This window comes from Bradyrhizobium diazoefficiens USDA 110, from assembly GCF_000011365.1.
GTDB lineage: Bacteria > Pseudomonadota > Alphaproteobacteria > Rhizobiales > Xanthobacteraceae > Bradyrhizobium > Bradyrhizobium diazoefficiens.
Genome location: NC_004463.1, coordinates 3,592,296 through 3,609,388, shown reverse-complemented (window position 1 = coordinate 3,609,388; position 17,093 = coordinate 3,592,296). Strand labels below are relative to the sequence as shown.

Here is a 17,093-nt window from a genome sequence, read left to right as displayed (position 1 = left end):
CCCGCTACCACGCTTCCGCGAGGCGACCAATGGCCGGCTTCGCTGTTTCAATCGCGGCGTCCTTCCAGCCCTGACGTCCCGTACGCTGCCCCTGGCGGCGCAGCTTGCGCATGTCGCTCAGCCCCTCGATATTGACGGCGGGACCGGAACCGATGGTTTCGACCGGTCGCGGCGTCAGCAGCGCATCGAGACGCGCCTGGCCGGAGAGGCCGAGCAGGTAGAACGTTCCTCCGTCCTTCTTCGCGAGCCAGGTCTCGATGCTCTCGCTACCCTCGCCGTCGACGGAAATGTTGCGCACCATGCTGGCGCCGGTGAAGTTGCTGCAGCAGATGTGGTTCGGACCGTAATTGGTGACGGTTGCCGAGATGTCGCCGGTGTAGAACACCACATAGGCATTGCTGACATTGGCGTTGCCGACCTGGCTCATCGTGAACACGCCGTCCGGCTGGTACAGCTGGATCGTCGGCCCGTTGGACGGCGCCAGCGTGCGGTTGTTGAGCAACACCTGCTGCGTGGCGGTGGTGAGCAGGAGCTGGCCCGGGACATAGCCGTTCAGGATCGTCACGGCGTGCGCATCGGTGAAGAAGTTCGCGTCCACCACCTTGAACTGGTTGACGATGATGCTGTCCGGATCGATCGAGATGTTGGCGGACTTCGCAACGCCGCCGTTGTAGCCGGTGATGTTCATGATCAGCGGGACCGCTGGGTTCGAGCGGATCTGCTCGCCCCTGACGTTGATCGTGTCTGCCGCAAGATCGAGCTCCCTGACGACGCTGACCCAGCCGATCGTCAGGTCACCCGACGAGGTCATCTTGACGGTGTCGCCGCTGATCCGGTCGAACGAGACCGATCCGGCCACCTCGAAATGTGTATCGCCGTGCGCTGAGATTGATCCGCCGCGGAGCGAGCCCGTGTCGGACTTGACGTCGAGGTCACCGGCATCGCCCGGGATACCCGTCGTGGTAAGCTGGCTGAAGACAATGTCGTTCACGGCATGCAGGGTCTGCGTGCCGCCGCTGATGGCGGTGCCAACCGTGATCCCTCCGGCGGTCGCGGTGATGCCGAGCGTGCCGCCCACGTTGAGATTATCCCAATGAACGACCGTTCCGCCCAGGACCGCGTTGCCGGTCGAGGCCGTGAGGTTATGACCGGTGTTGGTGCCCGCCGCGATCAGCCGCGCCGAGCCGTTGGCCGTGACCGAGCCCAGCGTCGGCATGCCACCGGCCATCACCGTCTGCGCCAGGATGAAGCCGTTGTCGGCGGTAACGTTGATGCTGCCGGCATCGCCGTTGATGCCCGTCGCCGTCAGCGCGTTAAACGTCACGCTGTCGTGGGCGCGGATGGTTTGCGTGCCGCCGCTCTGCGCGGTCTGGAGCGCAATGCTGCCCTGGCTCGCCGTCGCGCCCAGCGTCGTGCCGACGTTGAGGACGTTCCAGTTGATCGGGCCGCCGCTGGCCGTCAGCAGCCCCGCGCCGGTCGTGGCGGCGAACGTGTTGCCGGTGATGGTCGTGGCGGCAACCAAGCTCGCCGAGTCATGGGCCGAGACCGAGCCCTGGCTCGTCACGCCGCCCGACGTCACCGTCTGCGCCAGGATGAAGCCGTTGTCAGCGGTGACATTGATGCTGCCGGCATCGCCGGTGATGCCCGTGGCGGTCAGGGCGTTGAAGGTCACGTTGTCGCGGGCGCGGATGGTCTGCGTGCCGCCGCTCTGCGCGGTCCGGAAGGTGATGCTGCCCTGGCTTGCCATCGCGCCCAGCGTCGTGCCGACGTTGAGCGTATTCCAGTTGATCGGGCCGCTGCCGGCCGTCAGCAGCGCCGAGCCCGTCGTCGTAGCGAGCGTGTTGCCGGTGATGGTCGTGGCGGCAAGCAGCGTCGCCGAGCCGTTGGCCGAGACCGCGCCCAGGGTGGTCACGCCGCCTGATGTCACGGTCTGGGCCAGGATGAAGCCGTTGTCGGCGGTGACATTGATGTTGCCGACGTCACCGCTGTTGCCGGTGGTCGCGAGCGACTTGAACGTCACATTCTGGCCGGCATGGACCGTCTGCGAGCCGCTGCTGTCGGCGGTGCCGATGACGATGCTGCCGTTGTTGGCGACCGCGCTGAAGCTGCCGCTCGCGCCGGTCGCGGTGCCCGCCAGCACTTGGTCGAGCGTTAGCCCACCGGCGCCGATGATGTCCACGTTGCCTTTCACCGCGGAGAGCAGGCTCGCCTCGGTGTCGGTCAGCGCCTTCAGGTAGATGCCCCCGGCGCTCGCGCTCGCCGACAGCCGTACCGCGTTGAGCGTGAACCGACTCGTCGCGTTGCCGATGCCGTTCGACGCGTTCAGCGACACCCCGGCGCCCGCGCCGGATGCCACAAACTTGGTCTGGCCGTCGCCGTTGTCGATGATCGCTCCGAGCGAGGCGACGCCGCCTGCGGTAACGATGATCGAGGGCGCGTTCGAGGCCGCCGCGTAAGACAGCAACGAATTCACCTGGCCGATCGTCGCATCCCCCGTGGTGGTCACCGAGATCACACCAGCCGCGTTGATGGCCGAATAGGCGCCCATCGACAGCGTCGCGCCGACCAGCGTCACGCCGCCCGAGCTGCTGGTCGCAACCACCGGCGCCGCGCTGGTGCCGGCCGCGAAGGTCATGCCGCGGTTGGCGAGCAGTTGCATCAGGCCAGCGCTGGTGATGCTGGTATTGATGGTGAGCGCGCCGCGCGGCACGTTCAGCGTCAGTGCGCCGCCGGCCGTCAGCGCCCCATAGGCGCCGCTCGTGCCGACCATCAGATCGCCGGCGACCGCGAGGATGCTGAGGTCGCCGACCGCCGAGCCGGTCACCGCGCCCGAGATGTTCACCTGCAGCGGCTGGAAGGTCGAACCGTTGAAGCCAATGTTGCCGCCGGCGCGCAGATCGAGGTCGGTGCCAAGGATGTGGATCGCCGTGCGATCCGTGAAGTCGGATTCGGCGTAGATGCTGCCCGTCGCGGCGAGCTGGATCGCATTGCCGGCGGCGATATTGCCGAGGACGAGATCGCCGGTGGTCTGCTTCACGTGGATGCCCTGCGCCGACGAAACCTGGTCGAGCTGGTCGTTGCTCGGATCGGCGAACGCGATCTGAAGCGCGTTCGTGTTGGTCGCGGGATTGCTTCCGGCGGCCCCGGCTGCACCGACATTGCCGCGCTCCGCGATCAGGGTCAGGTTGCCGATATCACCTGATATGACCGGCCCGCTCACATTGGCGAAGATGCTGGTCACGGCGTCGAGCTTGACGTCGCCGCGGCCGGTCACCTGGATGCCGCCAGCCTGCGCGGCCGCGATCGGGCCGTAATTCGCGGTGACGCCGCCGAGCGCGAGGCTGTTCTTGCTGCCGAGGTAGATGTTGGTCAGCGCCTTGGCCGAGATCGCGATCGGGTTGTCGACCACGACGAGGTTCTGCTGCGACAGGCTGACCGTATAGGTCGTGACATGGGTCGTGGGATCGGTGACCGCACCGACGGTGAGCTGGCCCGGACCGGCGGTGGCCAGCAATCCCCTCTGCTCCGGCGTCAGCGAGGAGGCATCGACGCTGGTGAAGGTGAACGTCTGGGGCGCCGCCGAATTGCCGACCGAGCCGCGCGGCGCGTAGAGCATGATCTGGTTCGCACTGACATTGGCGACCACGTTGTCGTCGATCGGCGGCGGCGCCGCGCCGACGGCCGACGACGACACCGTGTAGGCGAGCTGGCTCTGCGTCCACTGCGAGCCCGCCGTGATGATGCCGTAGACCCGCTCGGTCGAGGCCAGCGTGTAGCTGTAGGTCGCATTATAGGCGTTCAGCGCCGTCTGCAGCGCCGTATTGGTCGGCATGCGCTGATTGGCCGTCGAGACGCCGTCGAACAACTTGGTGAACAGGGTCGACGACAGCGAGCTGCCGAACAGCGTTCCGAGCGGATCCGAAGGAGCGCTGCCGAGCAGGCTGGTCAGCGAGGTCTTGAGCTCGTCGGTGGTGATCTTGCCGAGCAGGAACTGATCCCGCAGGAACCGCGTCGTGGCCTCGGTCTTCATCTGCGTCGTGGTGACGTCGGCCGGGTCGATGCCGAGTTTGGCCGCCACCTGCGCCCGCAGCACCGTCTGCCCCACTGAGGTCGGATTGTAGGTGCTGCCGTTCGGGAAGGCGATGTTCCTGAGCTGGAAGTAGTCGTTATAGGCCGACGTCACCATCGACTGGTAGCTGTTGACGGCGTTGGTGGCGGCGTTGCCGCTGAGCAGGTCGAGGCTGGCCCAGACATCCTGCAGATGCTGGCTCTGCGCCTGGGTGAGGCCGACCGCCGCCCGGCCGTTCAGGATGCTGGCCTGGTTGCCGTCGGAGCCGGCAGCCTCAAGGAACACCGGACCGCCGGTCGACTGGATCGTGCCGAGGCGAAGGTCGCCCTTGGACTGGATGATGTAGGTGCCCGTGGCCGAAGAGCTGTCGAGCACGCCGCCATCGACGGCGCCGCTCGCCTGAACCGTCCCCGTCGCCTGGATCACCAGCGGATTGATATTGGTCAGGGTGGAGGCGTTGTTGACAACGGCGCTCGTCGCGCCGATCGCACCGGACGTGGAGTTGATCTCGATATTCTTGCCGATCACGACCGGGTTGGCGACGTTGTAGGCGGAAGCCGAGTTGATGTCGCCGGTCGCCGACAGGAAGACGTTGCCCTGCGGCGTGGCGCCCGCGGCATTCACCTTCACCTGGTTGATCGACAGCGCCCCGATGGCCGAGATCGCGATGTCGCGGTCGATCGAGCTCGCGGTCAGGCTGCCGCCATAGAGCTGCACCTGGACGGGCGCCTTGGTGGTGCCGAGCGTGCCGATACCGCCGTCACCCCGAAGCGTCACGCTCGTCCCCGAGATCACCGGGTTGTTGGCATTGGCGCCGACGGTGATCGACGAGTTGGTGCCGGTGGCGGCAAGCGTCGTCGTGCCCTGCTGGTTGTTGATCGACCCGTTGATGACGATGCCGGAGGTCGAATTGACCACGACGTCGCTGCTACTGCCGCCGATGAACTTGATGTTGATCGGGTTCGACGCCTTGACCGTGTTGGTCAGCGTGAGCGTCAGGTGATCATAGATCGCCTGGTACCAGTTGTACTGGGCGTCCGCGCCGCAGCACGCGTTGGAATGGGTGTTGAGTCCAACGGGGCTCCCATCCGGATTCACGCCTCCCGCCCAGTGATAGCTGCCTGTGGCGGTGGTGACTTTCTGATAGTTGCTGCTCTGCGTGCCTGAAACCAGGTTGGTCGAGCGGGTCCAGTTCTCGCCGGTGACCTGATTGGGCGTGAAGCTCCAGCCATAGTCGAACTGCGTGCTGGTGGGTAGACGATCCAGCGTCGCGGTGTCGACCCATTGATAGAGCATGTTCTCCTGCGTCGCGTACTGGACGCCCGCCGTACCGGTCCTGGCCGTAAGCATCGACGGGTCGATCGCGGCCGCAGTGACACTGTTGGTCTCGTACCGCGACACCTGCTGGCTGCTTGCAGCCTTGGGATCGTAAACCCACCACGTCGTCTTCCCCTTGAGCTGGTCGACGATCTCGACCACGCTCTGGGCAGTGACGCTGGTATTGATGGTGTTGGTGACGAGCTGGAGCCCGCTGGTGTTGTTGACGGCGACCGTGCCGGCGCCGCCTTTGATCTCGATGTTACCCTGGGTCTGGGTGTTGTCGGTCGAGGTCGAGATGATCTTGCCGTTGAGGTAGACGTAGCCGCCGGCGCCCTGCGCCACGCCATTCAGGATGAGCTGGTCGGTGAGAGCGTTGTACCTGACCCCGATCTTGGCGTCGCCGCTGGCCGACGCCGTCACGGAGCCCGAGATGTCGTAATAGACGCCGTTCCGCGCATTGGCCTGGGCCGCGGCAAAATCCGCGCCGCCGTTGCGATTCTTGAGGCCGTTGCTGCCATAGATGGCATCGTACGCAGCGGCGCCGATGTTGACCGAGTAGTTGCTGCTCGAGCCGGCCTGGATGATGCCGTTGATGTTGATCACCGACGCCGAGATGATGACCGCCTGGCCGCTGATGGTCCGGGTGGCTGTCGCGGTGGCCGGCGAATCCGCGGTCTTCGGCGTGATCGCATCCGGCTGGATGTTGATCACCTGGAAGAAGCCCGAGCTGTCGCAGGCTGACGCACAGTTGAACGGCGTCTTGTACGGACCGCTATCGGTGTAGACGTTGCGGCCGTCATAAGTCGTTTTCTTCCACTGCGCGAGCACGACATTGGCCGAGTCCTGCGACTGCCCCTCGATGATCTTGAGGGTCGCGATGTCAGGCACGCTGCCGGCATCGGGAGTGCTGGTGTTCCCAGGCGTACCCCTGCCCACCGGCAGGAAGATCGATGAATAGAGCGAGGTGCCGTCGTAATACGTCATCAGCATGCGCGCGGTGAAGATCGTGCTGGCGTCGGCGTTGCCGACGGGTTGATACACTCCGTGGCTGCCGTCGGTGCAGCAGTAATAGAAATAGGGGTGATCGGTTCCCGAAGCGATATGCGGAGCGGTATAGTAGTCGCCGTAGGCGCCGAGATAGGTCGCCGCCGTCATCACCGCGGTCAGCGTGTCTTCCGGCCTGTTTTCAGTGGTGGCCCATTGCGAGGTGACCGCGCTGCCGCTGTCGTAGAAGCTCCCGATACCGCCGAGGAAGGTGAAGGTGCCTTTGGGCACCACGATCTGGACGGTCGCGGCGCTGAGCGACTGCGATGCGACGACGCTGCCGAGATTGTTGATGATCTTGAGCAGGCCGTTCGCGTTGTTAACGGCGCCATTGAAATAGATGTCGGGCGTGCGGGTCAGCACGTTGCCGTTCTGGTCAATGCCCTGACCGGAGTCGGGATCCAGGCGGTTGTAGGTGGCGGAGACGTCGATGACCGGCGTCGCGCTCGGCATCGCGGTGAAGGTCACATTGGAATGCGAATCCGGGTCGACATGGTCGATCTGGCGATAGGTGATGTTACCTCCGGTCACATCGGTGACCGTGAGGTTGCCCAGGCTCATGAAGTCGAGGCCCTTGTTCTCGATCTTGATCAATGGCGAGCTGCGCGCGATGACCGCGGGCGCGGCAGGATTCGTGCCGCTGTTTCCGGTGAGCTTCTGCGCCAGGATCGAGACGTTGCCGGCGGACACCAGGATGTCGCCGAACGCAAAGGCGTTGCCGGGCGCGTCGGAGGTGAACGGCGCCTGCTTGATCAGCGTGTCGATCTGCCGCTGGATGTCGCCGGTCGGATCGGTGCCGGACGGCGACATGATGGCGGGCGCCGTCGGAGTCGCCGCCGCGAGCTGCGCGCGGACCTGCGTCGCGGTCAGGCCGGTCAGCGTCGCCAGCTGGCTGACGACCAGATCGTAAGGATTGAAGTTGCCGACGATAGTGTACTGAACCGTCTGGTGGTTCCAGCTCATCACCGGACTGAAGTGGTTGACGTCGGAGACGGACTCGAGGACCGACGAGGAGCCGTTGGTCAGCGTCGAGTCCGGACTGGTCGTGCTCAATGTCGGCGTGGATGCGCCCAGATTGATCGTGATCGTCAAATCGTTGTTGACGCCAGCAACCACCCGGCCGTTGAGCGCGACGTCGCCGGTTCCACTGGTGTGGCTGTGGTTTTCGCTGTTCTTGGCGCTGAAGATGTCGAGATACGGGTTGTAATTGCTGCCGTTGCCGGTGGCCGTGACCTGCCCCTGCGTGGCGCCGAGATAGATGTCGCGCGCGCCGAGAATGCTCGAGGTCGGAGCGAGCGTCAGGCTCGTGGTGTCGTCGGCATTGGCCGTGCCGCGATAGAGCGCCGAGATCGGAATGGCGGTGTTGTTGTAGACCACCGTCGTCGCCGTCGCCTGCACGCTGCTGAAGACGGTGCCATCGCCGGACAGGCCGGCATACATGGTGATGTCACGCCAGGCCACGATCTTCGCGTTGTCGCCGACATTGACGGACTGGTTGGCATGGACCCAACTGTTGGTGCTGGCGCCGACGCCCGCGATCGCGCCGTAGAGGCTGGCATTGGCGTTGTTCGCCGCCGCCATCTTCGCGGCCGTGCCGACATAGATCTTGCCGGCGCTGAACAGCTCGCGGGCGTTGATGTTGACCGCGAGCGTGGCATTCGCCGTCATGTTGGATTCGGCGCCGCCGCCGGCGAAGAAGCTGGCGGTGGCGAGGCTCGCGGTATCGTTGGTGCTCAGCGTGTTGTAGGCCTCGATGTTGATCACCGCGGTCGAGGTCCTGGGATCGTCGTTGAGGCTCAGCACCGTGCCGGCGCCGATATTGGTATTGACGCGCTGGGTCACGAAGGACTCGCTCAGCGCCGCCGCTCCCGAGAATGAGCCGCCCGAGCCCGATCGCGCGCCGCCGCCGGCTTGGTTGACGATGTCGTTGGCGATGACGACCATGTCGCCGGCCGCCGAGTTGATGATCAGATGCGTCCCGATCTCGGCTGTCGTGGTGGAGTCGACGTCGTTCCTGGTCTTGCCGGCGGACACGCCCGCCGTGGACGCCTGATAGGCGTCGCCGCTCGCGGCGTAATTCGTGGTGTGCGTCGCCTTGATCGTGAGGCCGCCGAGATAGAGCGTGTCGTCCGTCGAGCCGCCGTCGAACCGCGCATTGGTTACGGCGGTCGAGCTGGTGGTGGCGACCGCCGCCGCACCGGCATAGGTACCGCCCGCGCCGACTATCGCGTTGGAGAAATTCGTGTCCCTGCCGTCCGCCTGGATCGTGAGCTTGCCGGTGTAGGCGGCGCGGTTCAGGGCGTCCATATCTGCGGGCGCGCCCAGATAGGCGTAGGTTTTCGCGTCCGACGACGTTTGGGCCACGGTGGCGCCGAGGGCCAGGAAGCCGCTCGAAAGCCCGGTCCCCTCGGCATATTGCGAGCTGTCGTTTTCAGCCGTGATGGACACGTCGGCATTGGGGAGCCGGATTCCCGCCCCGCCATAGGCCTTGACCGTCGCGTTTTCGGAGGCCCTTGCGAAACTGCCCTGCGCGCCGATCAGCGAGCCGCCGCCGCCGGCGAGCGCCTTGGCCCAGGTCGTCGTGCCATAGATCGGCGTGGTCGTGGTTCCGTTCGTTTGCGTGCCGATGATGGGGACGAGCGCCATGGCGGTCACGGCGAGCTTGCCACCCGAGAAGCTGGTGTTGTCACCGACATCGGCCGTGACCGTGGCTCCGACGGTCGATTGGGCGATGGCGACGCCGACCGCGCCGCCGCCGACCGACACGCCGATCGCCTCGCTCAACAGATTCGGCTTGATCGCGGCTCCTACCAGCGTGCCGTCGCCGGTCGCAGACGTGGTGATGACTGCGCCGGATCCGATCTCGGCGAGCACGCCCGAGTTTTCGTGGGCCTCTGCATCCGCGCCGGCGCCGGCGACGATACCGCCCGAGAGCGCCGTTGCCGTCGTCGTCAAGGTGCCAGCGCCCGAGGCCCCGACACCCAATGTCGAAGTGTTGACGGTAGCGTCGTCCAGGACCCGCGCTGTGACGGAGCTGTTTCGGCTTGCCGTTGCGACCGAAGCGCCGGCGGCCACGGCGCCGGCACTTGCGCCGCCGGTGAAGACGACCTGGCTCGTTGAATCCTGCGCCAGGACGGCGACGCCGTTGCCCCCCGTGCCGGTGATCTGGCCGCCAAGCAAGGCCACCACGGTGTTGCTGACATTGCCGACCGCCACCGAGGCCTGAGCGCCGAAGTAAAGCGCCGCACCGCCGGCGATCGCCTCGGTATCGATGGTCTTGCCGGCATAAGGTCCGTCGGTCGCATCCTTGACGACCGCCAGGACGTTGACGGCGGGCGCCGCGACGGCCAAAGGCGTATCCGCGGCCACCAGCACGCCGGCGCCGTTGCGTCCGTAGTCGCTGAGGTTGGCGACCACGGTGCTGTTGACGCTGGTGTAGCCGATGCCGGCGCCAATGCCGAGATTCTTGGCAAAGCCCGCGCCGAGCAGATACATCTTGGCCGCGTTGGCGCTGGTGGCCGAGACGTTGACTTGCGTGCCCGTGACGTTGCCGCCCGCGATCTGGGCGATGACCGCGTCATTGCCGCCGCTCAGGATATTGCTGACGTCGTAGGTCGAGCTGACATTGGCACTGTTCGGATTGCCGGCCGTGCCGCTCGCGACGGCACCACTGCCATGCGTGTTGCTCGTGCCGCTGTTGACGGACGCGATGGTGCCGTTGCCACCTTGGTTGAGCTGGCCGGTCTGCTGGCCCTGCGTGTCGGCGTCCGCGGTGTTGGTGCCGATGATGATGACGCCGACGGTCGCGCCGATGCCGGCGCTGCCGCCGATGCCGGCGGTGACCGCGTAGGACAGCACCTCCTTGGTGCTGAGCGCGTTGACGTTGATCGCGCCTGACGAGTTCAGATTGCTGTTCCAGCTCTCGGCAACGGTCCGGCTCTTGAACACGATGACGTTGGCCGCAGCGCCGACGCCGACCCCTCCTCCGCTGGCGCCGACCGCGAGCGCGCCCGCGATCTCCTTGATCGCGACGTCCTCGTTGGCGTTGACCGTGACCGCGCCGGCCGCACCGCCCGTCACCCCCTGCAGCGTGGTGTCGTAGACGCCGGCGATGGTGTTGTTGTTGGCGACCTCGATGTTCGCCATGCCGGCGATCGCGGCGGTGCCCGTCGAGAGCGCACCACCGATTGCATAGGCCTCGAAGCGGTTCTTGGTCTTGGCTTCGACGTCGAGCGCACCGCTCAAATTGAGCGCGGTGGTGTGCGCGGCGCCATTGCCCTGATAGCGGAACTCATCGCCGACATAGGCCAGCGTCCGGTTCGAGGAGACCTGGACCAGGAACGCCGCGCCGATCGCGGCCTGGCTGCCATAGGCACCAGAGCCGTTCGCGGAGAAGATGCCGGTGTTGTTGTTGGCGTTGACCGTCAGCGACGAAGCGGTCAGCGCGCCGCCGTCGACATAGGCTTCCGTGGTCGCCTGGAAGACGTTCAGGCCGACCGAGCCGCTGTTGAAGCCGATCGCAATCGAGGACGCATCCTGCTCCGCATTGGCCTTCACGGTCACGGCGCCCAACGTCGCGCTCGACGACTGGACGCCGCCGACCGTGGCATTGGTGATATAGGCGAAGGTCTCGCGCGAGATCGTCGTCGAGACAATCGTCGCGCCACCGCCGCCGCTGCTGCCGTAGGCGATGCCTGCGCCGAATGCGCCGGAATAGGAGAAGCTCGATGCGGCCACCTCGATCTGCGGCTTGAGCGTCGACGAGGTCAGGCGCGTGTCGATGGACGCGCTGTCGATATAGGCTCGTGTCGCCCCGCTCATCACGTTAGTGATCGGGTTGATCATGATCGAGATGCCGCCACTCGCGGCGACCGACGCGACGTTGGTCACGACAGCCTGGTGCGAGCTCGCGACCACGGCAAGGCCGCGCACGGTGTCCTGGTTCTCGGTGAGGTCGGGCGTGGTGTCGGTCGGCGCGTGCGCGGTGCCGAGATCGAAGGCATGCACCAGCGAGCCGTTGTTGACCGACAGCGTATCGGTGCTGCTGGTCCCGAGCGCGTCGACCTTGGTGTTCGCGCCGCTGATATAGGCCGCAGTGGTTCCCGTGATCTGGTTGGTGACCAGCGAGCCCGCGCCGCCCGCCGCCCCCTTGCTGATCGACACCGCGCCGCCGAACACGCCAACCTTGTCGTTGTTGCCGGCGATCACGGCGACGTTGTTGGTGGCGATGACGTCGGCGCCATTGATACCGTTGGTACCTGCCGCCGTGATACTGGCGGTGACGTTGGTCCCCATCAGATTGGTGGCGACCGAGCCGGCCAGCCCGACCTGCGAGGACATCGCGATACCGACGGCGACCGTCGAGATGCTGGCGTTCGAGTTCGCACCGACCGCGACATTACCTGAGGCGGTCAGCTTGGAGCCGGTGACGCCGGCGCTGACGTTGTTGGCGATGCTGCTGTAGACGAGCGCCAGACCCGCGGCGCTTCCTTGCGTCGACGCCCCCGCGATGGCGGCGGTTCCGGTGATGCTGGAATTGTCGGTCGCGCTGACGGAAATGTTCTTGGCCGTGACGGACGATTGCGTCGTGCTGGACTGGTTGTTGCCGATGGCCGCGGAGACGGTGTTGGAGATGCTGCTGATCGTGGTGCCACCGACGCCGGCAAATTGTCCGGTCGCAAGGCCGAAGCCGATCGTGACAGCCTGGATCTTGGAGGAATCGATCGCGCTCACGCTGACATTGCCGTTGCTGCCGGCCGTCATCAGGACGTTGGCGATATAGGCCGAGTGCGTCGTCGCAACGGTGTTGTAGACGATCGAGGCGCCGACATTGTTCTTGCCGGCCTGGATCAGGCCCGCAACGGAGACGATGCTGGCGCCCGGACCGTTGCCCGCGCCGTCATTGAGCGCAGCCGCGCCGAAGTCGATGCAGTTCTGCCCGCCCGTGCCGCCGGCGACCGTGCAGGTGTCCTCGGCGAGATGATTGTTGTTCGACTTCTTGACGAGGTTTCCGAGAGCCGTATCCAGCGCCGACACTGCGCCGCTGTCCGCCAGCACCGTTACGCGGCCAACGTCGATGCTCACCGTGGCCCCGCTGCTGATATAGGCCGTCGTGGTCGGCGAGATCTCGCTGACGACGATCGCGCCGGCAAGCCCGTTGGACCCTGCCCCGCCCGAGGCCGCACCGGCCGCGATCACGCTGGCGCTGTCGGCCATCACCAGCAGGGTGTCGTAGTTCGAGATCGAGGTGCTGCGGATATGCGCGTCGGTCGCGTTCCCACCCGTGGGATCGGCAATCGACGCGTAGGTCAGCCCGATGCCGACGCCGGCCTGGCCACCGGTTATATAGAGCGACCCGCCGCCGATCGCGATGTTCGTGGTCTGGTAGGCGTCGACCTCGAGCGCGCGATTGACGCCGGTGGCTTGCCCCGTGATCGTCGAGCTCTCGATATAGGCGTTGGCGCTGTCCGTGATGATGCCGACGGAGGCCGACAGCGACGCCGCGTTGGATTTCGATCCCGCCACGCCGATGGCGACGACGGTCTCCGAGCCGCCGTTGAGCGCCTGCACCGTCACCGAACTCTGGTTGTTCACGGTGGTGCCGTAGATATAGGCGAGTGTCGCGTTGTTCGACATCGCCGCCGCGATCGCACCGCCGATCGCAGCCCCCTGGGCGGACCCTCCGGCCAGATTGAGCGCCGCCGAGCCGGAACCATTGTTGAGCATGGTGTCGTTGAGCGCCTGAACGATCGTATTGGTCAGAACGGCGCTGGTCGTGGTGTACTTGTTGACCGTCGTGTTCTTGATATAGGCGCTGGTGCCGAGCGAGACGTCGCTCACCGACGAGCTGCCGGCGAGATCGAGGCTGAAGCCGCTGGTGCTCGATCCCGAGGTCGAACCGATCTTGCCCGCCGCCGTCGTCACGCCGGCGGTGCCTCCGGTCGAGGCGGCGCCGGCAGCGCCTGCCTTGTCGGAGAAATTCGACGACGCCGGGTCGGAGACGGCTGCCGCCACGGCGGCCGCGGTGATTCGCCCCGACGTGGTCGCGCTGAGTGTCAGATTGTCGACATTGACCGCCCCGCTTCCGCCGCTGGTGCCAGCGAACGGATCGTTGGAGCTGAACACGCCGGGCCGGATGTCGGAATGGTTGTCGCCGACATAGGCGGCGGTGTCGGTATTTGCGCCGAGATAGGCGACCGACAAGCCGACCGCCGAACCGCCGCTCCCGTTATAGCTCATCGCGCCGGACAGCGTCACGACCGACAGATCCTGCTGCGCCAGGATGCCGACGGTCGGTGCATAGACGGTGGCCTGGCTCGATATCGACGCGTGCGTCGTGTTGTTCAGGAAACCGAGCGAAGTGATGCCATTCAGCGCCAGCGTGCCGGCAGCCTTGCCGGACGACGGTGCGACAGCGACGAACCGGTCTGAAGTGATCGCGTTGACGGCGATGTCGTCCGCCGCACGCAGCGTCGCGCGGTCCGAAACGCCGGCGATGGTATTGGTGTTGAACTGGACGAGATTGAGCGCGCCGCCGACGGAGGAGCCGCCCGAGGTGTTGCCGAACAGGAAGCCGAGCGTGCCGACATTGCCGGCGGCGTCGATCGACGCCGTGGTCGTGGTGGCCGCGATTTGGATGCTGGCGTTGTAGGTATGGACGTCGCCATTGTCCATCCCGACCGACCAGCCGGTGCCACTGCCGCAGGCCGCGGTCGCGCAGGTCGCCGTCAGGCTCGCGCTTCCGGCCACCCACGCCGTCGTGTTGTTGTTCACGACGAAATGATTCAGCGAACCGGCGATGCCGATCGTGTCGCCGGCGTCCGCGGTGGCATTGGCGTAGCTGGTCAGGATGTTGCCGCCGACGCCGAGATTGCCGTTGAGGTGGCTCAGCACCGCGCCCAAACCATCCCACTTCAGCCAGGAATTGGTGATCGGCAGTTCGGTGGTGGCATCGACGGCGATGTTCGCTGCGTTGATCAGTGTGCCATTGCCGACATAGGCGTTTGAATTATGCGTGAAATTGCCCCAGGCGACGGCCGCGCTGATCGCGGTGCTCTCGCCGGACACCGGATCCTTCGTGATCGCGCTGGACGTCGCATTGCTGCGAACGCCGCGATCGATGACATTGCTGGCAACGGCAACGTTGCCGCTGGCATAGATGCTCGGCGCGCCGCCGCTCGGATTTTGCGCGATCGCAGCGGTCGCGCTCTGGCTGCTGTTGGCCAGCGACAGCGCGCCTGCGACCTTGAAATCGAAGCTCAACGGCATCAGCGAGCCCATATGGTCCCTGATGATCGACGTCGGCGAGGTGACGGCGCGCAGTCCTCGTTCGATCGCCGCGATCAGCGCCGGCAGGCCGGCGATGGACGAGGCCATCGTGGAATTGCTCGTCGTGTCCGACGTCGCTTCAACGAGAACGGAGCCGTTCATCCGGTTGGCGGTATCGGTTCCGAGCGATGCGCCGAGCGTCGCGGTCGCGGACGTCGTGATGTCGCTGATGGCGAACGCCCCGCCGACGGCGCCGCTCGCCCCCGTCCCGGGTGCCGCGACCGACGTTGCGCTGGTCGAGAAGGAATTGTTGTTGATCGCGCGCACCTTCAGCGTGCTGCCGCTCGTGTTCACCAGGCCCGCCGCAATATGCGCGCCGGTCGCGACGTTGGCGGTCGTCGACACTGATCCCTTGGAATAGGCCACCGTCGGGACGATCTGCGCGCTCGTCGATGCCGCGAGGGCAGTGACGGCGATGGTCGCGTCGTTGAGCGCCTTGACCTCGAGGTTGCCGCCGGCGTTGACCGTCGCGCCCGAGGCCACGTTGGTCGTGGCAGTGCCGTCGATCTTGCCGACGACCACGCCGGCCGCGACCGGCGTCAGGCTGCCAAGCAAGGTGGAGGCGACCGCCGGATCCGACGCGGTCTCCGTGGCATGCGCGGAAATGGTGACATCGCCGCGGCCGTTGATGTCGGCATGGCTGTTGATGTTGATGGTCGCAGTGGCGCTTGCCGCGACATAGCCGCCATTGAGCCCGAGCAGCGAGGCGGCCAGCGTCGAGCCGACAAGCGCGAAATCACCGGCCACAGAACCGTTCAGGAAACTTGACACGGCGGTCGAGGTTGCGGTGATCGAGATGATGCCGCCGGTGATCTTGCCGTCGACCGTGATCGCCGTCGCGGCGGTGGCCTGGCCGGACAGCTTGATGTCGCTCGCCGTCGCCCTCAGCGTCACGTTACCGTCGGCGTAGGTGGTCCCGCCGAAATTGACCGACTGGGCCAGGATCTGCGCGCCATTCATGATCTCGATGTTGGGCGCGTCGATGATGACGTTGTTGGCGTTGCCGGTCGAATGGCCGGAGCCATCGAGACGGCGGGCATCGATCATCGCATGCGCGGCGAGCGTGATGGAATGATCCGCCTGGATGAGGTAGTCGGCACCCGCGCTGAGCCCGGCGAGCGCATTAGCGATGGAGCTGTTCGACAGCGTCACGCCGGAGTCGCCCTGGGCGGCATCGCCCACGACCACGTCGGTGGGGTCGATCAGCAGCGTGCCGGCCTTGCCGTTGTCCGCACTGAGATCGACCTTGATGCCTTTCCCGATGTCGATGATCCCGTTCGCGCTGAAGTCGACGAGACCGGCATTGCCCGTCTTCGCGCTGGCATCGAACCTGGCGCCGCCCGCGACGGTCAGGTTCTGCGCCGCCTTCAGGCGGATCTCTCCGGCATTGCCGTTTGCGCTTGCGATGTTGAGATTGGCTTTCTTGCCGACATCGATGTTGTTGCCGGCCTGAACGGTGATGTTGCTTGGCGTTGCGGTCTTGCTCTGCGCGGTCAGACGCCCGTTGACCCTGGCATTGTTGACCGCACCGATATGGATCGAGCCGTTGCTGACGGTGATCGAGCTGGCGCTGCGCAGACCCTTGGAGTTGACGGAGGCCGCAAATTTCGCGGCATGATCGAGATTGGCGATATCGCGCTGGGTGGCGCCGCCGACATAGACGTTCTGCCCGGTCAACCGCACGCCATCCTGCGCATTGACCCGGCCGTAGATGCGGATGTTGCCGTCGGGCGAGACCGGGAACGAGCCGGCCATCAGATTGCCGACGGCCGACTGGTTGATCGCCCCGCCCGCGCCGATCAGGCTGTCGGTGAACTCGCGCGTCGGCGTCGAGACGTTGAGGCTGCCGACATTCACCGTGCCGGAACGGCCGACCACGAACCCCTTGGGATCGGCGAAATAGACGTTACCGCCGATCGCACCGTTCATGTAGGAGTTCAGCGTGCCATTGACGTAGACCGGCGCGTCGCGAACGATGTTGACGAGGTTTTGCGTGCCGGTCGGCAGTTGCAGGTTGACGGTGTTGCCCTGCCCGACGCTGAACTGCGAGAACGAGTTGAAGGCGTTGTTGCCGGAGACCGTCGACGTCGTGACGTTGGTGACGCCGCCGGAGGTCTGCAAGGACGTCCCGGTGCGTCCGTCCGGAACGATGACGTTCGCCGTCTGCGCCTGAACGCGGACGCTGAACACCGGCAGGAAGACCATCTGCATCGCGCAGAGCAGCGACATCGAGCGGAAGCGCGCAAGCCCCCGCAGCGTCGTCAGCTCATCGTTGTTTCGCGTCGCAGATGGTCCGCGCATTTCATATCCTCTTCATCGGCATTGGCGCCGA

1 protein-coding gene is annotated in these 17,093 nt (G+C 65.8%); it reads right to left on the bottom strand.

Annotation, left to right across the window (positions count from 1 at the left end; genetic code table 11):
• Positions 1-4 precede the first annotated feature (4 nt).
• Complete coding sequence (locus BJA_RS16130) at positions 5-17,062, bottom strand: leukotoxin LktA family filamentous adhesin (protein WP_011086036.1); 17,058 nt, start codon at positions 17,060-17,062, stop codon at positions 5-7.
• Positions 17,063-17,093: the final 31 nt, after the last annotated feature.

What these genes read in the sequence shown, in the direction of transcription:
- BJA_RS16130 (WP_011086036.1), bottom strand. Translation starts at nt 17,062, where the DNA reads ATGCGCGGACCATCTGCGACGCGAAACAACGATGAGCTGACGACGCTG.